Consider the following 22,645-nt stretch of genomic DNA (forward strand, 5'->3'; position numbering starts at 1 on the left):
AAGCCGCCATCAGGCGGCGACGGACAACAATAGAACGACGCGCAACAGGTTGCACGGGCATCAGAAACTCCCCCCTTTGAAGATGGCTTTGCCGCTTCTTTTCGCGACTTCATGGGTAGGACGGATCACGATGCCCCATTCGCACAAATATTCTGAATCCCGGCTAACCTTTTTTCACCTCGGCCCGCTGCAACACGATCTCACTGCCATCGACGCGGGTCTGGACGGGCAGGATTTCGGGCAGGGTCTGCATGAAACGACCAATCTGGTCGGCCCGGAAGGACGCGGTGACCTTCAGATTGCCCAAATCGCGTGAGGCCAGGATGATGTCGCCGCTGTAATAACGGCGGGCGTCGGCCACCACCTCCGCCAAAGTGGCATCCTCATAAGAGAGGTAGCCCTGCCGCCAGGAAGCGACAGCCGGGGCGTGCGAACTGGATGGCTTGACCCGTACCTGCGCGCCGGCGGTCACCACCTGATCGCCAGGCTTCAGGATGACGGGTGCCGGCTTCTGCGCCGCAGGCTGGGGATTGGCTGGCTGCACATGCACCGTCCCCTCCAGGACGGAGACACGTACTTTCTCCTGCGGGCCGCGATTGACATCAAATTTGGTCCCGACAACCTGCACGACGGTATCGCCGGCCACGACGCGGAAGGGCCGCTCCGGCTGCGACACGACACTGAAGAACGCCTCCCCGCTGTCCAGACGCACCAGCCGCTCGGCATCGGTAAAGCTGACCTCGATACGCGACTGGGCACCCAGGGTAATAATGCTGCCATCATCCAGGGTGACATCTCGGATCTGGGCCACCTCCGTGGCATAAACGGCCCCATTCGCGCCAAACGGAAGGGGCAGCAAAGTGCCCGACAGCAGCAGCAGAACCGCCGCCGCCATGGCGCCATAGCGCACGGCCGGCGCCGACATGACGCGGCGGACCCGCGACGGGCGTATTTCCGGCAGCCCCACCAACCCCCGCAGATGTGACAGGCTCGCGACCGCCTTCATCACCGCCATGGCCTGATCAAAGGCCGCGCGGTTGGCCGGATCAGCATCCCGCCATGCCTCGAACCGTGCCCGTTCCCAGGGCGCCAGGTTCTCGCCGGACAGGCGCACAGCCCAGTGACGGGCCGCCGCCTCAATCGCGGGATCATCGCTTGGCTGCGCGTTCACGGCTCAATCCCCGGTAATCGACATTTGTGCGGTCCTTCAAGGCGGACTGACAGACGGCCAGCGCCTCCTCCACGATCTTGCGTACGCCCGACTGCGACACGCCCGTGCGGCGGGCGATTTCGGCATAGCTCAGATTTTCCAGCCGGTTGGCCAGGAAGAAGCTGCGATGGCGGGGCGGCAGGTTGCGTACCACCGCCTCCAGCACGGCCAGTTCCTCCCGGTGCAGGACGATGCATTCAGGCCCCGGACCGGGCGCAGCGACATCCATTTCATGGTCGGGAAGATCGGCCGTAGGGGTTGTCGCGGCCACCTTTTCCTGCCGCTTATGGTCGATAACGACATTGATGGCTGTGCGGTACAGCAGGGCGCGCGCGTTCCTCACCTCGGTCTGCGCCGGCATCTGGGCATAGCGCAGAAAGGCGATTTGGGCCACATCCTCCGGATCGGGGGGACCCGCCCCGTAGCGGACACGGATGAACTGGCACAGCTCACGCCAGTAACGGGAATAGAGCGCGGCGATCCCATCGTCGCCGTCTGTATATGTGACGGAGCCGCAGGTATCCGCGTTAATCATCGCCGCCGACCTGGGCACCACGTTCTCCCCATTCTGGTGGCAACATTCCCTCATTCCAGCGGGGAAGTCCTTGAAGGGAGATTACCGCTGCTCGACAGATCGGGGCCAGAGAAGAATTTTGTGCGGATTGGCGGCGGTCATTCGTCTCTATAGGGGCGATGCTTATGTCCGCATTTCTCCTACGCCCACTTTCACTCTCTGCTGTTACCTATATGTTACCTGCGGGGTTTTGGCGCGCGTTTGGCGCAGACAGCAAAAGCCCCTGAAAGCTAATTGCCTTCAGGGGTTTAGCGTTGGATGCGGGGCAGGATTTGACCGATGGTATGCCGACCTATCCGTCATTATCTGACCAGAACAATTTCCTTCAAGAATGTTCTAGCGCCTCCCGTTGTGGTGGGATTACCGATTATAACCCGGTCACAACAGGCTCCCTGTAAATCCGCGCAAACACACTAAAAAGTTGCAGCGTGACGGAGGTCTGTCACGATATCAGACCATCCTAAAAGAGGGGCCTTATCACGGTCGATCAGTTATCTTGCAATATCCAGATATCGATAATAGGCGCCGACAAAAGGCAGGAACCACGGCGTGCCGAAATAGCCGGGGATGGCGGGCCAGTCCATGTCCCGCCAGGGATTGAGGTCCGCACGACCGTCCAGCACGTCTGCCATGACCGCACCCATATAGGTCGCCATATGAGTCCCGTGCCCGCTATAGCCCATGGAGTAAAAGAGACCGTCGCGTTCACCCGCCCGTGGCAGCCGGTCCCGCGTCATTTCCACCATGCCACCCCAGCAATAATCGATACGGGCATCCGCCAGTTCGGGGAAAAGCCTCACCATTGAGCGCCGCAGAATGGCTCCGCTTTTCGCATCCGATACCGGATCACTGGCGCTGGAAAACCGCGCACGTCCGCCGAACAGCAGCCGATTGTCAGGCAGAACCCGGAAATAATTGACGAAGTTCAGCGTGTCGGTGGTGTTGCGACGGTTGGGGGTCAGCCGGTCAAGCAGGCTGACCGGCAGGGGCTCCGTCACGATGATATAGGCCCCGACGGGTATGATCCGCCGGCGAAACCAGCCGAGCGGTCCGATCCGCGATGTGCCGGTCGCCAACAGGACCTGATTGGCCCGGATGCTTCCGTTGGGCGTTGTTACTTCATGGACCTGCCCTTCGACACGGCGCAGCCCGGTGACAGGGTTGTTCTCGTAAATCCACGCACCGTGGCGCGCCGCCGCCACTGCCAGGCCCTGACCATATTGCCCCATATGCAGGGAGGCACTTTTCTTGAAAAGCATGCCGCCGAAATAGCGGTCGGAGCCAATTTCGGCCCGCATTTCCGATCGTGGTACCATGCAGGTGTCGGGATCGACATCCCGCGACAGCAATTCCTGAGAGCGCGCTATCTTGTCGTAATGGGCGGGCTTGGCGGCCAGTTTCAGTTTGCCGACGCGTTTGAAATGGCAGTCGATACCCTCCTCGGTGATGATCTTTTCCACCAGATCGACGCCGGCATCGAAGGCGCGATAATATCTGTTCGCCCTGTCCCGGCCCAGCGCCGTGGACAGAGAATAGTAATCCTGGGCGAAGCCATTATTGCACATGCCGCCATTGCGGCCTGAGGCGGCATTGGCGACCCGCCCGGCCTCCAGCACCACCACCTTGGCGCCCTTCCTGGCAAGGGCCAGAGCGGCCGACAGACCCGTGAAACCCGCCCCAACGACGGCAACATCGGCTTTTCCTTCCGGACCGCCCTGCATTGCGGCACCGAAGGGCGTGGTCGTATCCAGCCAATAGGAAGTCATCTTCATCACCGGAACTCCTCAACCATATCGCCCGCTGACAAGGGCCGGCCTGGAAATCAGCCAAACGATTGATTAGACAGCGCAAAAAGGGTTGCAGTCCCATCGGACTGCGGTCGAATTCCGCGCACCATGGCGGTAACTGCCCCGACCTTGGGCAAGCCGAGATCCCGCAGCCACGCCGAGAGACCACTGGCAGCCGTGACATCGATGCGGACAAAACCGCCCACCAGCTTGGTCATCAGGTCAAGGATCAAGGCGCGGGCCACTGTTACATCACCCGCCACCACCGGCCCGATAACGACACCCCGCCCCCATCTGCGGACACAGCCATAGCCGCAGACCGTGCCCGCCCGCTCAATCACCCGGATGGACGCTGTCCGGATCAGGGCGCCGATCAGGTTCGCACGATTCATCCCGCTTGCCGCCAGGTCAATGGCATGGATGGCAGCAAGGTCATCCGCCCGGAAGTCCCTGATATGACCGTCAACAGGCTCCACGACCGGCATGGTCGCAAGCACCGCCTGATGCTGGTGTACGGCGCCGTCGGCGACAAAACCGAGCCGCGCATAGAGCGCCAGCCCTTCCGATGTGGAGTTGAGGATGATCGTCCTGCCGTCAGCCTGTTCGAGCAACGCATCCATCAACGCCTTGCCGATACCCCGGCGTTGTGCAGAGGAAGCGACGATGATCATTCCGGCCGATGCGTGCTGGTCGCCATAGGGCCACCACAGCGCCGTTCCCACCAGCCGGCCCTCCATCTCGACGGCAACACCGTTCCCCAGCGCAAGGGCGAAGGCCCAGTCCTCCAGCCGGTAAGGCCATTGCAGCGCCTGTGACAGCGCCAATCCCTGCGGCAGATGCGCCGCCGTCAATGTAACCAGTCGGAGCGGGGCCGCCGCGGATTCAGAAACAGCCATCACATCTTCCCTTTGACGTCCTTCACCGGCCAAGCCGGGGCAGTGAACGCGCCTTGTCGAAGCCGGTACCGATCAGAAATATTTGAGCCAGGCGATGTCCTTGCGCCGCGCCTTCAGCCGCGAGAACCAGGCCGTCGGTATGTAGAAGGGGATGATCAGACCCAGATACCAGGCGAACACCCAGCCATAGCTGTCGAAACCGAAGAGCGTTCCGTGGTTCGGCCCCCAGATGGCGAGTGCCGAGTGGTAGAGCAGGCGCAGCATGGACAGGTGGAAGATGTAGAAGAACATCGGGGCGCCGCCGAACACAGCCAGAGCGCCGGCGATGCCCGCCTCTCGGATGCGTTCGAAAAAGGCCAGCAGCAGCGATCCGACACCCAGCGTGAACAGCAGGAAATCCAGCGATGGCGGATATTTGGTCAGCGACATGAAGCTCATCATCGTCCGCGCCGGTTCACCATCGACAACAAACCAGGGCTTGTCGCCATAGATGTTGAGCAGGCGCAGGCCCATGAACAGGGCGATCATGCCGGCCCCCAGCATAAGCAACCGACGCTGACGGGCCTGGGCCGACACATGCGGCAGGAACCAGGGACCGATCCCGAAACCAAGCAGGATCACACCGATCCAGGCCAGCACGGGATAGCTGGTCTTGGCCACCAGCCCGAAAGGCAGGGCGATGAGGTCACGCTGATGCAGCAGGGCCCAAAGCGTATGGAGCGGCGCGTCCGGGGCCAAACGGATGGGATCAAGCAGATTGTGGCCCGCAACGATCACCAGGCCCATCACGATCAGCGTGGCCAGCGGCAGCCGGAACAGACCGGCCAGCACGACCATGCACACCCCGATGCACCAGATGACCTGAAGCCACAATGTCGGCTGTGCGATCCCCCAGTAAAGCGGCGACAGGAAAAACACCTCGATCGCCATCAACAAAAAGCCGCGCTTCAGGAGATAGGAGGTCGTTTCCTGGGCCGTGTGATTGTGGGCGTACAGGAAGACGCCAAGGCCGGTCAGCGCAACGAAGATCGGCGCGCACAGGCTGGCGGCCAGCCGGGCGAAGAAAAGCGCCGGCATGATTGTCCTTGCGTCGACCGGATCGGTGATATCGACATGCAGGAACCACGTCTCCCGAACATGGTCCAGCAGCATCACCACCATGACCAGGCCACGCAGCGCATCAATGCTGCGCAACCGTGCGCCCGCCGATTTGGCGGCGGTTCCGATCACCCCGGATTGCGGTTGTCCGGAAGCGGCCATAGCCATCATGCCCATGTTGTGCCCCCTGGAATTATCCGTTTGCTGTGGAATGTCTTAAAGCGAACCGACATTGATGGTGGACCCGTCAACCAGCCGCGACAGGTTGAAATGTGTGGTGTCGATGGACGGCGCCTCACCGCTGATCAACTGCGCCATCAGATAGCCGAGGCCCGGTCCAAGGCCGAACCCATGCCCCGAACAACCCGCCGCCAGGAACAGACCGCCGACCGCATCGATCCCGGACGCGACCGGCACGGCATCGGGCGTGCAATCGACATAGGCACCCCAGGCATGGTCGATCTCCATCCCGGCCAGATCGGGATAGGTGCCCTTTACATTGTCCATGATGGCCTGGACCAGCCGCCGTTTGGGGGCTGGGTCCAGCACACGGTGACGCTCGAATATCCGGTCATCGCTGCCAAGCCAGGATGGAAGGGATTCCGGCCCGGCGAACAGGGACCTGCCGACCCCGATCTGCACGGCCTTCAGTCGCTTGATGAATTGCGGCAGAAACTCGCGCGCGAAGCGCATGCCCTGCGCTGTCAGTTCCAGCGTCGCCCGCCCGCTGATCGCCAACGTGTAGCTGCCATCCAGGCGTCGCGTCATGGCCAGATCCGGGCAGTAGATCACATCACCAACATCCCGGCTCGGCTTTGTGCGCACCGCCGTCTGTCGCACACTGGCCTGGGGGAACACCACGCCATGGCGGGCCAGGAAGGTGGACGCCCAGGCTCCGGCGGCGCAGAGGACCGCATCCGCCCGGATGCTGCCCTTTTCGGTATGCACACCCGTCACGCGGCCATTCGTGATGTCCAGGCTGCGTACGGCACAATTCTGATGGATGCTGGCGCCCCGCGCGCGGGCCCCTTCGGCCAGTGCCGGTGCCGCCAGGGCGGGTTCTGCCTTTCCGTCCGCGACGGAATGCAGTCCCCCCACCCATTTGCGACGGGTTTCCGGGATGCGCCGCGCCGCCTGCGCCGCGGTCAGCATATAGGTTTCGACACCAAACGCCTGTGCCGTCGGCCCCCAAGCCTCCCACCCGGCCAGCATTGCGGCATCGTGGGTCGCATAGACCAGACCGGTACGCCGGAAACCGAGATCCTGGCCGATTTCCCCCGCCAACCCGTCCCACAGCGACATGGACAGGACCGACAGGGGCATTTCGCGGGGATCACGGTTCTGCTGACGGCACCAGCCCCAGGTCCGACTGGACTGTTCGCAGGCGATATGGCCTTTCTCCAGCAACGCCACGGACAGGCCGCGCCTTGCCAGATAATAGGCGGACGCCGTGCCGACGATGCCGCCGCCGATCACCACGACATCGACGGACTGGGGAAGGGTTTCGTCGTTGGCAACGGTTCGAACGGCGGGAACCATGGATAGCCTCAATATCTGATATCGGACCGGTCGAGCGCCGGGCGTCACGCGACCGGCTTGAATTGCGCATAGATCTTGGCGACATGCACAAAGCTGGCCCAGCTACAGCGGGCACCCTGCTCGATGATGAAAGTATCACCTTTACGGAAGGTGCCCGTCCGTCCGGACTCATCGGTGAAGGTCACCTCACCCTCCAGCAGATGCATGAGTTCACAGTGGCGGAAGAAGATGGGTATCCGCTGATAAGGCGTGGAATCCCAGGTGCCACAGAGGAACTCCCCGCTGGCGGAACGGAAGGCATTATGGGAACGACAAGACGGTCTCTCGCTGGTCAGGACCTCATCCGCCGGCGGGTTGGAGGCAACCAGGGTCGCGGCATTGTCGATCACGCTGATCCCCCTGCCCTCCTCAACCGCATCCAGATATCGCATACCGATGATGGAAACCGGCTGGGCGGCATGCCAGTGGAACACTGTGCCTTTGGAGATCACGGCACTGGTTCCCGGGCCGATCACGGCCCTTTGCGGCCCGGCGTCGAGGGTGAGGGTGCCCTTCCTGACGAAAATCCAGGTATCACCACGACCCTCGACATGCGCGCCTTCGCTGGCGGCAACCGATGTGACGAAGATTTCGCAGGGACCGGCGCGCACGGGAAGCAGCCTTGCCCCGGACCCGAAGGGCTCCAGCCCGGCGTCCGACGCCAGCGTTGCGGCCAGGGATTCCAAATCCACAAAGGAAGGGCATTCGGTGCTGGTCATGGTCGATTTCCTTTTATGGATCAGGGCGTATGGACAGGCGTCGGCAGATACGCAACGGCATCGATTTCCACCAGAAAGCCGTAGTGAAGCTCGGGCACCGGCACGACGGTCCGCGCCGGCCGCGCATCGGGCAGCATCTCCGCATAGATACGGTTGAATTCCGGCCAGTTGGCGACGCCCACGATATAGGCGGTCACCCGGGCCAGCTGCGCCGGTGTTCCGCCTGCCGCCTTCAGGATTTCCAGCATATTGGCCAGGGCCTGACGGGTCTGCGTCTCAAAACCGGTATCGGCCAGGGGCTGGCGATCGGCCCGGATCGGCAATTGTCCGGAGATATAGAGCGTATTCCCCGCACGCACAGCCTGCACATAATGCCCCGCGGGCGCCGGTGCCGTATCCGTCAGGATGGTGTCAATACCGGCCATCACCAGCCTCCGAAGCGCGGCCAACTGGCCTCGACAATATCGGATGCGCCACGCACGACCTGATATCCGGCATGCTGGGCTCCCGTGGCACAGGCATGGTTGGGCAGGATACGCACGCGGTCACCGATCTTCAGGTCAGGCAACGTCGCCCCGGAGCCGGGCCGGACGGTCACGATCCCATGTTCCTGGTTGGCATCGGCCAGAATGATGTCGGCATAGGGGGTGCCGCTGCTGTCGCAGACCAGCCCGTACCCCTGACTGACAGGCTGTTTGGCGGTGCCGCGATCCTGCGACATCGCCATCCAGCCGGCATCGACAAGAACCCAGCCCTTCTCGCGCTGATGCCCGATCACGGTGGCCAGGACCGACAGGGCGATATCATCCACCTTGCAGACGCCGATACCGGCCATCACCAGGTCGAAGAAGACGAACACCCCGGCCCGCACTTCCGTGACACCGGCAAGGTCGGTGGCGAAATGCGCCGTGGGCGTGGAACCCAGGCTCACCACCGGGCACGGCAGGCCGGCATCGCGCAGTATCTCCGCCGCTTGGACAACGGCGCGGCGTTCCTGCGACGCCGCATCGACCAGCGCCTGTTCAGTGCGGGCACCATAGCTGGCACCGGCATGGGTCAGCACGCCGCGCAGTTCCGCTCCCTGGACAAGCGCCTGCCCGATCGCCACCAGACGGTCGGCATCACCGGGAAGGACGCCCGACCGGTGGCCGTCGCAATCAATCTCAATCAGCGCCGGTATGGCATGATCCGCCGCCCGCGACGCTGCCGCCACGGCTTCGGCCTGCTCCACCGTATCCAGGACAATGGCGATATCGACGCCGTCCCGACGGAGCTGCAGCACCTTGGCAAGCTTGGCCGGCGCGATGCCGACGGCATAGATCATGTCCTTGACGCCTGCTGCGGCGAAATATGCCGCCTCCTTCAGCGTGGAGACTGTTGCCGGACCCTCCGGGCTTGTCATCACCCGACGCGCCACATCGACCGACTTCGCGGTCTTGAGATGTGGGCGCAGCGAAACACCCAAGGATGAAAGCCGTTGGCGCAACCGCGCAACGTTGCGCTCCATGCGGTCGGCATCCAGGATCAGACAGGGGGTTTCGAGATCCGACAACCGAACCGGCACTGAAGCCATATCGGGGTTCGTTGGGATGTCCGTGTACGTCACAGATAGGTCCTCGCAAGTAGGGTAATGAGATTTTTGCTCTCTCGAAGAGAGCGAGGCAATTAACGGCATCTGCATGATTGGATAAGGTTGAGCTTAATGTCTCAGGTATCCCACCAAACATGCTCGGCGAAGGTGTAGCCCATGAATCCGCCCAGCGGGACGGGATACAGCCCTTTCAAACGCTGGTCGTAGCCATCCAGCAGGCTGATGAAGACGGGGATGGCGCTGCCGCAATGATCCCGCACAAGACCTTGCATCTCGCCGTAGAGCTGCTTTCGCCGCGCGTGGTCTGATTCCCCACGCGCTTCCAGAAGCAGGCTGTCAAACCGGGGGTTCTGCCAACCCGACTCATTCCAGACCGCGTCGGATTTGTAGAACAGACTGAAGATCATATCCGCCGTCGGGCGCGGATTGCTGTTCCCGAAGCCCATCGGATGCTTCATCCAGTGGGTGGACCAGTAGCCATCGGCCGGCACGCGGTTCACCGCCAGTCGCAGGCCCACGCGAGCCCCGTACTCCTGAAGAACCGACGCCATGTCCACCGACCCTTCCGCAGCAGGCGACGCGTAGACCGGCAGGCGCACGCCAACCAGACCGGCCCGCTGCAGGTGCCATTTTGCACGATCGAGATCCAGGCCCGTCTGCGGCAGGTCATCGCGATAATAGGGATGGAATGGCGGTATCGGGTGGTCATTGGCGATTGTCGCGTAATCCCGGAACAGCGCCCTGTTGATCAGGGGCCGGTCCAGCAGATATTTGATCGCCGTCACGAAATCGGGGTTCGATGTCGGGTGATGATCCTGTCGCAGGATCAGATTGGTGTAGAGCCCGGACTTGGTCTCAATGATCCCATATCCCGGTTCTTCCCGAACGCGCCGCGCGGATCGGGGGTTCATGGCATTGATGAGATGAACATCACCCGACAGCAGCGCGTTGACCCGGCTGACCTCATCCGGGATGCCGATCAGCTCGATCTCGTCAAGATAGGGTTTGCCCGGCTTCCAGAAGTTCGTGTTGCGGCGGACGATGGTACGGATGCCGGGCTGAAACTCGACCAGCCGGAAGGGGCCAGTGCCGTTGGCAGTGGAAAAATCCGTCTGCCCTTCAGGCACGATCAGGAAATGCGACTGGGCCAGGATCGTCGGCAAGTCGGCATTGGGGCCCGACAACTCGATCCACAGTTCCAGCGGCCCCGTGGCCTTGACCTCTTTAAACTGTCTGGCGATCTGCAACATCTTGGAGCCAACAGCTGGATCCTTGTGCCGCATCAGGGTGAAGACGACATCGGCGGCATCCAGACTTTTGCCATCGTGAAACTGTACGCCCTGGCGCAGTTTCACATGCCATACGAGCTGATTATCGCTAACGATCGTTTCCGCCAGTGCCGGATAGGGATTCAGGTCGCGGTCCAGTTCCGTCAGACCGCTATACAGCATGAAATGCCGGACATAGTCCGTACCCAGCGCCCCTTTGGCGGGATCAAGTGTATCGGCCGTCGATGATGAGGTACCGGCCACACGGATCCGGCCGCCAACACGCGGCTGGGATGAACCGGCGGCCGGCGGGTGTATGATTTTGGCTGGCCGGTCCAGCAGTTTGGTTCCGGCCACGGCCAGCCCGGCACCGGCTGCGCCCAGCAGAACCCGGCGGGTGATCTGGGCCCCGCTCATGGCTGGAAATACCCGAGAACCGCCTTGGTCTCCAGATACTCCTCCATGCCGAATTCCCCATATTCGCGGCCATTTCCGGACTGTTTGTAGCCACCGAAGGCGGCGTGCGCGTCCCAAGCCGGATGGTTGATGTGGACCTGTCCGGCCCTGATCCGCGACGCGACCCGACGGGCGCGATCAAGATCGGCGGACTGGATGTGCGAGCCCAGGCCATAAACCGTATCGTTGGCGATGCTTACCGCCTCCTCCTCGTCAGCATAGGGGATCAGGCAGAGGACCGGCCCGAATATCTCTTCCTGGGCGATGCGCATGATTGACCGGACCTGGGAAAAGATTGTCGGCCGAACGAAATATCCCTGTTCCAGCCCCTCGGGCCGCCCGAGCCCGCCGCAGATGAGCTTCGCCCCTTCCGCCAGGCCGATGGCAATCATGGCCTGCACCTTGTCGAACTGTGCCGGGGTGGAGACGGGCCCCAGGACCGTGGCCTCATCCATCGGGTCGCCAATCGTCATGGCGGCTGCGGCCTTCGCGGCCAACGCCTCAACCTGTGCCAACCGGCCGGCCGGAACCAGCATACGGGTGGGCGCGCTGCAGGACTGACCGACATTGCGGAAGGCCGCCGCCACGCCCAACGGCACGACACGGTCAAAATCCGCATTGTCCAGCAGGATGTTGGGCGATTTGCCGCCCAGTTCCTGGGTAACGCGTTTCACCGTGGGGGCCGCAGCTTGGGCCACCAGAATGCCGGCACGGGTCGACCCCGTGATCGACACCATGTCCACATCCGGGTGCGCGGCAAGCGGGGCACCCACCTGCGGTCCCGTACCATGGACAAGGTTGAAAACGCCCGGCGGGGTCCCGGCATCATGCATGATCCGGGCGAACAGATTGGCGCTGAACGGCGACAACTCGCTGGGCTTCAGTATGATCGTGCATCCCGCCGCGATGGCCGGCGCCACCTTGGCCGTAATTTGATACAGCGGCCAGTTCCACGGCGTGATCAGCCCACAGACGCCGATCGCCTCCTTGATGATCGCCGTCGTGCCCTGCCGGCGGATGAAGGCATAGGTTCCCAGCACCTCGATGGCGGCCCGGACATGTGCAATGCCGAAAGGAACCTGGGAGGCGCGTGCAAAGCTGATGGCCGCGCCCATTTCCCGGCTGATGGCCCGCGCCATATCCTCGGCCCGTTCCTCCAACAGCCGGAGGATCCTGCCCAGCAGCGCCACACGGTCGGCAACCGGCGTGATGGAGAATGCTGGAAAGGCCGCACGCGCCGCTGCCACGGCAAGATCGACATCATCGGTGCTGCCGGACACCACCTGCCCGACCTCCCGCTGTGTCGCCGGATCGACGACCGGCATCAGATCTCCGGATATGGCCGGGGCCGCCCAGCAGCCCCCAATATAATGCCGATCGCAGACCATAAACGCCATAATCCACCTTTTGATGCCAACGACGGAGAACGGAACCGTGGGTCCCGGGGGCATTGCGTCAAGGAAAGGATCATGTAAAAACATGAACTCGACAATTAACTATCGCTTTATGTTTGATTAAGGCCAACCTTATGATCTCCACAGAGGATCTGACCTTCTTCGCCATGATCGCCGCTTCCCCGTCTTTAGCGGAGGCTGCGCGGCGGCTGAATGTCACCGCGCCCGCGGTAACCCAACGGCTGCGCGCGTTGGAACTGCGCGTCGGAGTCAATCTGGTCGATCGCACCTCACGCGGACTGAATCTCACCGACGAGGGTGAACTCCTGGCATCGGAGGGGCGCACGATCATTGAAGCGATGGATGACCTTTCCGAACGCCTCGCCCGGCGGACGACGCAAGTCCGGGGGCATCTACGGATCGCCGCTCCTCACGGTTTCGGGCGGCGATATATCGCCCCCATTGTCCAGGAATTCGCACAGTGCCATCCGGCCGCTGCCGTCACCCTTGAACTGTCGGACAGCCCGATAAGGCAGATGTCGGAAAGCTGGGACATTGTCGTCCATATCGGCGCCTTGCCGGAAAGTGACCGGCTGGTGACGACCCTGGCCCCCAATCGCCGCTTTCTTTGCGCGGCACCGGACTATCTGGCCAGTCATCCGCCCATTGAAAGGCCGGAGGATCTTGCCCTGCATCGCTGCCTGGCCCTGCGGGAAAATAATGAAGATGTGACGCTGTGGCGTTTTACGCACCCGACACGGGGCGGTGCGACGGTAAGGATCAACCCAACCATGTCGACCAACGATGGCGAGGTTATTCGCGACTGGGCGCTTTCAGGGTCAGGCATCATCGTGAGAAGCGAATGGGACGTGGCCAGGGACCTTGCTACTGAAAAGTTGCATCGGCTTCTGCCGCAATGGTCCCTGCCGTCAGCCGATGTGGTAGCGCTGGTGCACGCGCGCCGGGGCCGCAGCAGCCGCGCCAACGTATTTCTTCAATCGCTGCGGGAAGCATTAGCCTCGCCGCCTTGGCTGCACTCCACAACACAAAACGGAAATGGTTCAGGATGAGGATGCAGTGCACAAGCGCCCAACCAGCGCTGGAGCCTGGATTTCGTGTCGGATGCGTTCAGTGATGGAAGGCGGTTCCGCATCCTGGCCGTGGTGGATGACTCTCGCGCGAATGCCTGGCTCTGGTGGCGGACACCTCGCTGTCCGGCAAGCGGGTGGTGCGGGAGCTGGACGCCGTCATCGCCGTTCGGGCCAAGCCGCTGATGATTGTCAGCGACAATGGCAGCGAGTTCATTTCCAGGGCGATCCTGGCCTGGACGCAGGCCACTGGGGTTGAATGGCACTATATCCAGCCCGGCAAGCCCACCCAGAATGCGTTCGTGGAAAGTTTCAACGGACGCTTGCGCGATGAATGCCTGAATGAAATCCTGTTCCACGGCCTGCGGCATGCCCGGCAGGTGCTGGCCGACTGGCGGGCCGACTACAACAATATTCGACCCCATTCCACCCTGGGCGGGATGTCGCCCGCCCAGTTCGCAACGTTCAGGAGCGGGGGTATGCCCCCAGTTCCTGAACGTCCACCAACACACAAACCAAACCCGAGGACTCTACTTATAGCCGGATACACATTGGGGAGCAGGTCACCGGCATTCAACAACGCCCGCGACAGCGAGGCGGGATGGGCGACGGCTCCCGTCGCCTCCAGCAGTTTCGCCGCCAGTTCCGGCATGGTGATGTCCGGCTGCGCCTCAACCCAGCCGATCAGCCGGGCAAGGTATGGCGCAAGCTTGCCGCTGCCGGCCGGCCGCCCCATCCGGGAAGGCGCGACAGAGCCGGTGACCGCAACGCGCTGCGCCAACTTGATCGCGAAGCTCGGGCTGACCCCGAAATGCCGCGACGCATTCCGACGCGAATGGCCGGCCAAAATCCTGGCCGCAACTCGTTCCCGAAGATCACCAGAATAGGCTTTGCCCATGATCCACCTCCAACAACGGTGAATCACATGCACCAAAAGGGAATCCCAGATTCCGACTTACAGCGCGACGCTCTATTACCATGACAGCAGCGACCGCACCGATATGTTCCGCGTGGGCGTAGACAGCGCCGTGCGCGCGGCGGCCGGCACCCCGGCCTTCGACACCGCGTCGTCCGATTACCGCATCGAAAGCTATGCCCTGTTCGGCCAGGCCACCTGGCACGCGACTGAACAGTTCGAAGTGACGTTGGGCGGCCGCTACAGCAAGGACAAGAAGCGCGCGCGGCAGACCGGTGCCACCACCGACGCCCTGCCCATCATCCCGGCAGCATTCGACGTGACCAACCGGGCCGAATATTCCTCCTTCGACCCGCGCGTCGTCGCCACCTACAAATTCACGCCCGACGTGAATGTCTATGCCAGCTATTCTACGGGTTTCAAATCCGGCGGGTTCCAGTATGTGCCCTTCAACGCCGCCTCAGCCAACACCCTGTTCGACCCGGAGGATATCAAGACCTATGAAGTGGGGTTGAAGTCGGACTGGCTGGACCGGCGCCTGCGCGTCAACATGGCCGGCTTCTATTATGATTACCGGAACCTGCAGGTCTCCCGCATCATCGACACACCCAGCGGCCCGCAGACCCTGATCAGCAACGCCGCCACCTCCACCGTCAAGGGCATCGAGGTGGAGATGTTCCTGCGCCCCATCCGCAATGTCGAACTGAGCGCCACCTATGGCTATCTGGATGCGACATACGATAAGTATGTCTTCAATCTGGGCCAGAACCTGGTGTTCGACGGAACGGCACTGGTCCGTGCGCCGAAGAATACCCTGAACCTGGGGGCCGAATGGACCATCCCGGTGGATGACAACAGGCTGACCCTGCGCGCGGACTATGCGGTTCTATCCAAATTCTACCACGAACCCGGCGAGGGCAACGCCATCTACGGCTCCGGCATCCCGCTGACCCGTGAGGCGGGGTACGGCCTGCTCGACCTGCGCGCGACCTATCAGGTGGATGCTTTCCGCATCAACCTATACGGCACTAATGTCACCAACAAGAAGTACCGTCGTACTGTCAACGCGCTGGGCAACACCATCATCGGCTTTGCCGGCCAGCCCAGCATTTATGGGGTAAAGTTGGGCTACAGTTTCTGACAGTCAAGGGAGCCAATGCTGACGCTGCGAAGGGCAGCCGCGACATTGGCTCCCGCTTCATGGCACCCGAAAATCGACAGGCTGGTCACTGACGCTGCCGTCTATATGACCAGCATTGTCGGCAGCATTACCACGCCCGTTTGAGCTGATTGGCTGGAAGACAAGGGCATGGACCATGTTCGCGGCGCCTCCAACCACCGCCGATATCATGAAAGCATCTGCAACCTGACGCCGACCGATGTGTACCATGGCTGCGTTACCGCCATCCTGGAACGACGCGCCAAAGCAGAGAAGCAGACCATCCGACACAGGCGCTTGTGCCACCAAAGCCAGGCTGCCTAACATCAACCCGATATCCCATTTGTTCTGACCACGGACGCCCCTAACTGGGTAGGTTCGCAAGTTGGGCGCACCAGCGTGGCGGTTTGTTGGAGCCGAATGAGGATAGGTTTCTGGCCGGTGCGCAAATAAGGTCGGATTGTTTGGGTCATCTGCCGGAAGCCAGTTCGAGTTCCGTTGCCTGCCATCCGCCACCCAGGGCGCGGAATGCTGCAACGGCTGCGCGCGCCGCTTCTGTTTGTGCCTGTGCCTGCCCGTCGGCAGCGCGCAGTAAACTCTCGTCGGCCTGCAGAACCTCGATCAGGCTGACGACGCCGTTCTGGTAAGCGGCGAACGAAGCGTTCCGCGCGCGGACAGTTGAGTCCACGCCTTGGGTCAGGGCGTCGGCTTGTTCCTCCCGCTTGACCAGCGCTGAGAATGCGTTCTCCACATCCTCTGTCGCCCGCAGCACAGCCAGCCGATAGGCTGCCAGCATCTCGGCTTCCTGGCCCTTGGCCTGGTTGATCTGTGCATTGATGCGGCCAAAATCGAACAGCCGCCAGCGCAGGCCCAGCACACCCGTCGCCTGCGTGGCATCGCCGGTGAACAGGTTGCCGCCGGACGGCGATGTGCTGCCGACCAGGCCGCTCAGGGACAGCTTGGGATAATACTCGCCGATGGCAGCACCGATGCGGGCGTTCGCCGCAGCCAGACGCCGCTCTGCCACAATCAAATCGGGCCGACGCCGCAGCAGATCACCGGGTGATCCAGCCCCCGTTATCTGCGGTGCGATGGGAATGGCGCGGGCGTCGGTCAGCTCGGCCTGATGCGTGCCGGGGGACGAGCCCAGCATCACATCCAGGGCGTTCATGGCGGCAACCAGACCGGCCTCCAGCACTGGTACGGCGGCACGGGCCTGGGCCAGCGCGCCCTCGGCCTGCTGTACCTGGCGTTCCGGGGCAAGGCCCTTGGCGTATAGATGATTGGCGGTCGTCAGCAGATCCCGCTGTGTTTCCACCTGTCGGCGGGCGACCGCGAGGCGGGTTTGTAAGCCCCGAATGGTTATATAGATGTCGGCAGTCTGGGCCGCCACGGCAAGGCGGGTGGCTGTCAACCCAGCCTCCGATGCCTGGTAATCAGCCAGCGCCGCTTCACGTCCCCGGCGCAGGCCCCCGAAAATGTCCAGTTCCCAACTGGCACCCAGATTAACGTCATAGGCGCTGCCTGAACGGTCGAAATCGGGTGTTGAGTTCAGGACCTGTCCCAGGGGTGTTTCAACGGATTGATAAGCCCGGGTCGCCTGACCGCTGAGATTGCCGGACGGCAACAGGGCGGCATTGGCGGCACCCAGCCCCGCCCGCGCCTGGGTTACCCGCGCGGCCGCCTGTGCGAGATCAAGGTTCTGCTCCAGGGCCAGCGCGACATATCGGGTCAGCGCCGGATCGCCAAAACCCGTCCACCAAGTGGCAATATCGGCGCTGGCCACTGCATGCCGCTGGGTCATTGCGGTCTGGCCGACATAGTGCGCGGGAAGGGCTGCTTCCGGTTTCACATAATCGGGGCCGACGGCACAGCCGGCCAGAAGGCCGGAAACCATAAGAGTGGTGACAAGATGTTTGGGCGGCATGGACATTTTCCGTGACGGAGGGCTAGAATGGGGTATTGTGACCAAATTATCAAATGGTCACACGTTCCGCAATTTCCAAACGTGGGAAAAGCCTCGCGCCATGAACAAAGCAGCCACCTATCCTGTTTCGGCCCGTGGTCCGGCCGACCATGATGTTCGGGTTCAGATCGTTGGCGCTGCTACCGAGCATTTCAGCCGGTACGGCTATGAGAAGACCACGGTCTCCGATCTTGCCAAGGCCATCGGCTTCTCCAAGGCCTATATCTATAAATTCTTTGAGTCCAAGCAGGCCATTGGCGAGAGTATCTGTGCCAACTGCCTGTGCGGGATCGAGGCGGAGATCAGGGTCGCCGTGGTGGAAGCCCCGCAGCCCTCCGAGAAGCTGCGGCGTATGTTCAAGGTTGGTATTGAGGCCAGCCTCCGCCTGTTTTCCCAGGATCGCAAACTCTATGAGATTGCCGTATCAGCAGCCACGGAGCGCTGGCAGTCCGTGGTCGCCTATGAGGACCGGCTTCAGAAGCTGCTTCAGGAGATCGTGCTGGAAGGTCGGGCCTCTGGTGACTTTGAGCGCAAGACACCGCTCGATGAGACGGCCAGGGCGATCTATCTGGTCATGCGCCCCTATCTGAACCCGCTGTTCCTGCAATATAGCGTCAACCATGCCGACGACGCGCCGTTGCAGCTGTCCAGCCTTGTGCTGCGCAGCCTGTCCCCATGACGCTGGCGCATGGACAGTGACTATTGACTAAATTGGTCACTAGATTCAGTATGAGATCCCAGAACTCCTTGCTGATGGGTCTCTCATGCTGCGCCGTCACCTTCTTGTTTCCTCCCTCCTTTGTGCGTTGCCCCTTGTGTTGACGGCATGTGGTGAAGAATCGCATGCCGACCCCCGTACCGAAGCGCCGCTGGTGCGCGCCGCCGCTGTGCAGAACGCCAGCGTTGCCTCGCGCGCCTTTACCGGCACTGTCGCGGCCCGGGTCCAGAGCGATCTGGGCTTCCGCGTCGCTGGCAAGGTGCTGGAACGGCTTGTCGATACCGGGCAGACGGTCAAACGCGGGCAGGTCCTCCTGCGGATCGACCCGGTTGATCTGAAGCTTGCCGTCCAAGCGCAACAGGAAGCGGTCACCGCCGCTCGCGCGCGGGCACAGCAGACCGCGCTGGATGAAGCCCGTTATCGCGCCTTGCGCGGAACCGGCGCCATCTCTGTCTCCGCCTATGATCAGGTCAAGGCGGCGGCCGACGCCGCCAGTGCCCAGCTAAAGGCCGCCCAGGCCCAGGCGGAGGTGGCCCAGAACGCCAACCGCTATGCCGAACTGGTGGCGGATGCCGACGGCGTGATCATGGAAACCCTGGTCGAACCCGGACAGGTTGTCGGTGCTGGGCAGGTGGTGGTGCGGTTGGCCCATGCCGGACGCCGCGAGGCGGTCGTCCAACTGCCGGAAACGCTGCGCCCGGCCATCGGCTCCGTCGGGCAGGCCACATTGTTCGGCCGGGATGGTGTTGCGGTTCCAACCAAACTTCGCCTTCTCTCTGATGCCGCCGACCGCCTGACCCGCACCTATGAGGCGCGGTATGTGCTGGAGGGGGAGTTGGCTAACGCTCCCCTGGGGGCCACCGTAACCATCCGTATTGCCGACGGCATTCCATCCACGCAGAACGATATGCAGGTGCCCATCGGGGCCCTGTTTGATGCCGGGAAGGGGCCGGGGGTCTGGGTCATCGACGGAAAGCCGACAAAGGTGAAATGGCAACCTGTCGCCGTCCAGCACCTTACCGATGATAGCGCGCGCATTACCGGGCCACTCAAATCAGGCGACCTGATTGTCTCGTTGGGCGCACATATGCTGCGCGATGGCGAGCCGGTGCGTGTCGCCGGTCAGGCCCCGGCTGTCAACGGGGGAGACCGTCCGTGAGCATAGGCCGTTTCAACCTCTCCGCCCTTGCCGTGCGGGAGCGTTCCATCACCCTGTTTTTGATCCTGCTGATCACGGGTGCGGGCATTCTCGCTTTCTTCCAACTGGGACGCGCGGAAGATCCCCCCTTCACCATCAAGCAGATGACGGTCGTCACCGCCTGGCCCGGTGCCACGGCGCAGGAAATGCAGGACCAGATTGCAGAGCCGCTGGAGAAGCGCATGCAGGAACTGCGCTGGTACGACCGGACTGAGACCTTCACCCGGCCTGGTCTGGCCTTCACCATGGTGGTGCTGCGCGACGACGCCCCGCCGTCGGAGGTGCAGGAGGAGTTTTATCAGGCCCGCAAAAAGCTCTCTGACGAGGCCAAGACCCTGCCCGCCGGTGTTATCGGCCCGCTGGTCAATGATGAATATGCCGACGTGACCTTTGCGCTGTTCGCCCTGAAGGCCAAGGGGGAGCCGCAGCGCCTGCTGGTGCGTGATGCGGAGACCCTGCGCCAGCGCCTGCTGCATGTGGCTGGCGTCAAGAAGGTCAATATCATCGGGGAACAGCCCGAGCGCATCTTCGTCTCCTTCTCCCATGAAAAGCTGGCGACATTGGGCGTCGCCCCGCAGGATATCTTCGCCGCCCTCAACAATCAGAATGTGCTGACGCCCGCCGGTTCCATCGAAACCAAGGGCGCACAGGTCTTCGTCCGTGTCGATGGTGCCTTCGACAAGCTGGAGAAGATCCGGCAGACTCCGATCAATGCCCAGGGGCGGACCCTGAAGCTGTCGGATGTGGCGACCGTCGAACGCGGTTATGAAGATCCGACCACCTTCCAGGTGCGAAACGCCGGTGAGCCGACATTGCTGCTCGGCATCGTCATGCGCGACGAATGGAACGGGTTGGACCTCGGCAAGGCGTTGGAAGCAGAGGTTTCTGCAATCAATGCGGACCTGCCCTTGGGCATGTCGCTGACCAAAGTGACCGATCAGGCCGTCAACATCAGTTCGGCGGTCGACGAGTTCATGGTGAAATTCTTTGTCGCCCTGCTGGTCGTGATGGTGGTCTGTTTTGTCAGCATGGGCTGGCGGGTCGGCATCGTTGTGGCGGCGGCGGTGCCGCTGACGCTCGCCGCCGTGTTCATCATCATGGCGGCGACGGGCAAGAATTTCGACCGTATCACGTTGGGTTCCCTGATCCTGGCTCTGGGCCTGCTGGTGGACGACGCCATCATCGCCATTGAAATGATGGTGGTGAAGATGGAGGAGGGCTATGACCGGGTCAAAGCCTCCGCCTATGCCTGGAGCCACACGGCGGCCCCCATGCTGTCAGGCACGCTGGTCACCGCCATCGGCTTCATGCCCAATGGCTTCGCACGGTCTACGGCGGGCGAATATACCAGCAACATGTTCTGGATCGTCGGCATTGCCCTGATCGTGTCCTGGGTGGTGGCGGTGGCGTTCACCCCTTATCTGGGTGTGAAGATGCTGCCGGACATCAAGCCGGTCGAGGGTGGCCACGCCGCCATCTACAATACCTCCAACTATAACCGCTTCCGGCAGGTACTGGGCCGTGTCATCGCTGCAAAATGGCTGGTGGCGGGGGCGGTTGTGGGGACGTTCGTTCTGGCTGTGGTCGGCATGGGAATTGTGAAGAAACAGTTCTTCCCGACCTCTGACCGGCCAGAAGTTCTTGTCGAAGTACAGATGCCCTATGGCACTTCGATTGAGCAGACCAGTGCCGCGACGGCGAAGGTGGAGGCCTGGCTGGCAACGCAGCCGGAGGCCAAGGTTGTGACCGCCTATATCGGCCAGGGTGCCCCCCGCTTCTTCCTGGCCATGTCGCCGGAACTGCCCGATCCGTCCTTTGCCAAGATCGTCGTGCTGACCGGTAACGAGGAGGAGCGGGAGACCCTGAAGCATCGTCTGCGCCAGGCCGCTGCCGACGGATTGGCACCGGAGGCGCGGGTGCGCATGACGCAGATCGTGTTTGGCCCGCCGTCGCCCTTTCCTGTCGCTTACCGCGTCATGGGCCCGGACCCCGATCAGTTGCGCTTGATCGCGGCACAGGTCGAGGACGTTATGCGCGCCAGCCCGATGATGCGCACCGTCAACACCGACTGGGGATCGCGTGTCCCGACCCTGCACTTCACGCTTGATCAGGACCGGCTGCAGGCTGTCGGGCTGACCTCCAACGCCGTGGCCTTGCAGTTGCAGTTCCTGTTGAGCGGGGTGCCGCTGACGCAGGTGCGCGAAGATATCCGTTCGGTGCAGGTGGTCGGCCGCGCGGCCGGCGACATCCGCCTGGACCCGGCCAGGATTGCTGATTTCACCCTGGTCGGATCGGCCGGACAGCGCCTTCCGCTGTCGCAGGTCGGCATTGTCGACGTGCGTATGGAAGACCCTATCCTGCGCCGTCGTGACCGCACGCCGACGCTGACCGTGCGGGGCGACATTGCCGATGGTTTGCAGCCGCCCGACGTCTCCACTGTGATCCTGGAACAGTTGCAGCCGGTGATCGCCCAGCTTCCACCCGGTTACCGCATCGAACAGGCGGGCTCCATTGAGGAAGCCGGCAAAGCCACCAAGGCATTGTTGCCGCTGTTCCCGATCATGATCGCGCTGACCCTGCTGGTCATCATTTTCCAGGTGCGGTCGATGTCGGCGATGGTCATGGTGTTCCTGACCAGTCCGCTGGGGCTGATCGGCGTGGTGCCGACCTTGCTGCTGTTCCAGCAGCCCTTCGGCATCAATGCCCTGGTCGGCCTGATTGCCCTGTCCGGCATCCTGATGCGCAACACGCTGATCCTGATCGGGCAGATCCATCACAATGAACAGGAAGGATTGAGCCCGTTCAACGCGGTGGTCGAGGCGACGGTACAGCGGGCGCGGCCCGTGATCCTGACGGCGCTCGCGGCCATCCTGGCCTTCATCCCGCTGACCCATTCGGTGTTCTGGGGAACGCTGGCCTACACCCTGATTGGCGGCACCTTGGCGGGTACTGTCCTGACCCTGGTGTTCCTGCCGGCAATGTATTCCATCTGGTTCAAGATCAGGCCCGTCGCCTCACAAGGTTGAGCA

At 62.4% G+C, this 22,645-nt stretch carries 18 protein-coding genes and 1 pseudogene; 6 read left to right on the top strand and 13 right to left on the bottom strand.

The annotated features are described in order from the left end of the window. Positions 1-163: 163 nt before the first annotated feature. From ACODTW_RS13035 to ACODTW_RS13085, 11 genes are all read right to left on the bottom strand, one after another. A complete protein-coding gene (locus ACODTW_RS13035; RefSeq protein WP_488946452.1) occupies positions 164-1,171 on the bottom strand; it encodes a FecR family protein in 1,008 nt (335 codons plus the stop codon). Next, the gene (locus ACODTW_RS13040; protein WP_488946453.1) at positions 1,149-1,745 is read right to left on the bottom strand and encodes an RNA polymerase sigma factor; all 597 of its coding nucleotides are present in this window, start codon (positions 1,743-1,745) and stop codon (positions 1,149-1,151) included. The genes ACODTW_RS13035 and ACODTW_RS13040 overlap by 23 nt, the downstream gene beginning before the upstream one ends. A 530-nt stretch (positions 1,746-2,275) precedes the next feature. Further along, positions 2,276-3,556, bottom strand: a complete 1,281-nt coding sequence (locus tag ACODTW_RS13045; protein WP_488946454.1) for an NAD(P)/FAD-dependent oxidoreductase — start codon at positions 3,554-3,556, stop codon at positions 2,276-2,278. Between the two features lie 50 nt (positions 3,557-3,606). Then, on the bottom strand, positions 3,607-4,467 hold the full coding sequence (locus ACODTW_RS13050; RefSeq protein ID WP_488946455.1) for a GNAT family N-acetyltransferase: 861 nt from the start codon (positions 4,465-4,467) through the stop codon (positions 3,607-3,609). A gap of 72 nt (positions 4,468-4,539) precedes the next feature. After that, positions 4,540-5,742 carry an acetyltransferase domain-containing protein gene (locus ACODTW_RS13055; protein ID WP_488946456.1) on the bottom strand — a complete coding sequence of 401 codons (1,203 nt, stop codon included), beginning with the start codon at positions 5,740-5,742 and terminating at the stop codon, positions 4,540-4,542. 39 nt (positions 5,743-5,781) lie between these two features. Further along, complete coding sequence (locus ACODTW_RS13060; protein ID WP_488946457.1) at positions 5,782-7,104, bottom strand: NAD(P)/FAD-dependent oxidoreductase; 1,323 nt, start codon at positions 7,102-7,104, stop codon at positions 5,782-5,784. A 44-nt stretch (positions 7,105-7,148) separates the two neighbouring features. Next, positions 7,149-7,862, bottom strand: coding sequence for a cupin domain-containing protein (locus ACODTW_RS13065; RefSeq protein WP_488946458.1), 714 nt, complete (start codon positions 7,860-7,862; stop codon positions 7,149-7,151). 20 nt (positions 7,863-7,882) lie between these two features. Beyond that, on the bottom strand, positions 7,883-8,287 hold the full coding sequence (locus ACODTW_RS13070; RefSeq protein ID WP_488946459.1) for a RidA family protein: 405 nt from the start codon (positions 8,285-8,287) through the stop codon (positions 7,883-7,885). Next, the gene (locus ACODTW_RS13075; protein WP_488946460.1) at positions 8,287-9,369 is read right to left on the bottom strand and encodes an alanine racemase; all 1,083 of its coding nucleotides are present in this window, start codon (positions 9,367-9,369) and stop codon (positions 8,287-8,289) included. The genes ACODTW_RS13070 and ACODTW_RS13075 overlap by 1 nt, the downstream gene beginning before the upstream one ends. 200 nt (positions 9,370-9,569) lie before the next feature. Continuing rightward, positions 9,570-11,138, bottom strand: coding sequence for an ABC transporter substrate-binding protein (locus ACODTW_RS13080; protein WP_488946504.1), 1,569 nt, complete (start codon positions 11,136-11,138; stop codon positions 9,570-9,572). Beyond that, positions 11,135-12,502, bottom strand: a complete 1,368-nt coding sequence (locus ACODTW_RS13085) for an aldehyde dehydrogenase family protein (RefSeq protein WP_488946461.1) — start codon at positions 12,500-12,502, stop codon at positions 11,135-11,137. Before ACODTW_RS13085 ends, ACODTW_RS13080 begins: the two co-directional genes overlap by 4 nt. A 203-nt stretch (positions 12,503-12,705) precedes the next feature. Here ACODTW_RS13085 and ACODTW_RS13090 point away from each other — a divergent pair, with 203 nt between their 5' ends. From ACODTW_RS13090 to ACODTW_RS13100, 3 genes and pseudogenes are all read left to right on the top strand, one after another. Further along, positions 12,706-13,641: a LysR family transcriptional regulator gene (locus ACODTW_RS13090; RefSeq protein ID WP_488946462.1), complete on the top strand. Its 936-nt coding sequence runs from the start codon at positions 12,706-12,708 to the stop codon at positions 13,639-13,641. An 18-nt stretch (positions 13,642-13,659) separates the two neighbouring features. After that, positions 13,660-14,120, top strand: a pseudogene (locus ACODTW_RS13095) (IS3 family transposase); the annotation flags it as partial. Positions 14,121-14,669: 549 nt separating this feature from the next. Beyond that, a complete protein-coding gene (locus ACODTW_RS13100) occupies positions 14,670-15,716 on the top strand; it encodes a TonB-dependent receptor (protein WP_488946463.1) in 1,047 nt (348 codons plus the stop codon). A 57-nt stretch (positions 15,717-15,773) separates the two neighbouring features. Here the strand turns inward: ACODTW_RS13100 and ACODTW_RS13105 are convergent, their stop codons facing one another. Both ACODTW_RS13105 and ACODTW_RS13110 read right to left on the bottom strand, forming a co-directional pair. Next, positions 15,774-16,061, bottom strand: a complete 288-nt coding sequence (locus tag ACODTW_RS13105) for a hypothetical protein (RefSeq protein WP_488946464.1) — start codon at positions 16,059-16,061, stop codon at positions 15,774-15,776. A gap of 142 nt (positions 16,062-16,203) precedes the next feature. Further along, on the bottom strand, positions 16,204-17,661 hold the full coding sequence (locus tag ACODTW_RS13110; RefSeq protein ID WP_488946465.1) for an efflux transporter outer membrane subunit: 1,458 nt from the start codon (positions 17,659-17,661) through the stop codon (positions 16,204-16,206). 100 nt (positions 17,662-17,761) lie between these two features. Between ACODTW_RS13110 and ACODTW_RS13115 the strand changes: the two genes are divergently transcribed. From ACODTW_RS13115 to ACODTW_RS13125, 3 genes are all read left to right on the top strand, one after another. Next, positions 17,762-18,379 carry a TetR/AcrR family transcriptional regulator gene (locus ACODTW_RS13115; protein ID WP_488946466.1) on the top strand — a complete coding sequence of 206 codons (618 nt, stop codon included), beginning with the start codon at positions 17,762-17,764 and terminating at the stop codon, positions 18,377-18,379. 193 nt (positions 18,380-18,572) lie between these two features. Beyond that, a complete protein-coding gene (locus ACODTW_RS13120; protein WP_488946467.1) occupies positions 18,573-19,577 on the top strand; it encodes an efflux RND transporter periplasmic adaptor subunit in 1,005 nt (334 codons plus the stop codon). Next, positions 19,574-22,642: an efflux RND transporter permease subunit gene (locus ACODTW_RS13125; protein WP_488946468.1), complete on the top strand. Its 3,069-nt coding sequence runs from the start codon at positions 19,574-19,576 to the stop codon at positions 22,640-22,642. Before ACODTW_RS13120 ends, ACODTW_RS13125 begins: the two co-directional genes overlap by 4 nt. Positions 22,643-22,645: the final 3 nt, after the last annotated feature.

It is taken from the genome of Niveispirillum sp. FG148 (assembly GCF_057809655.1).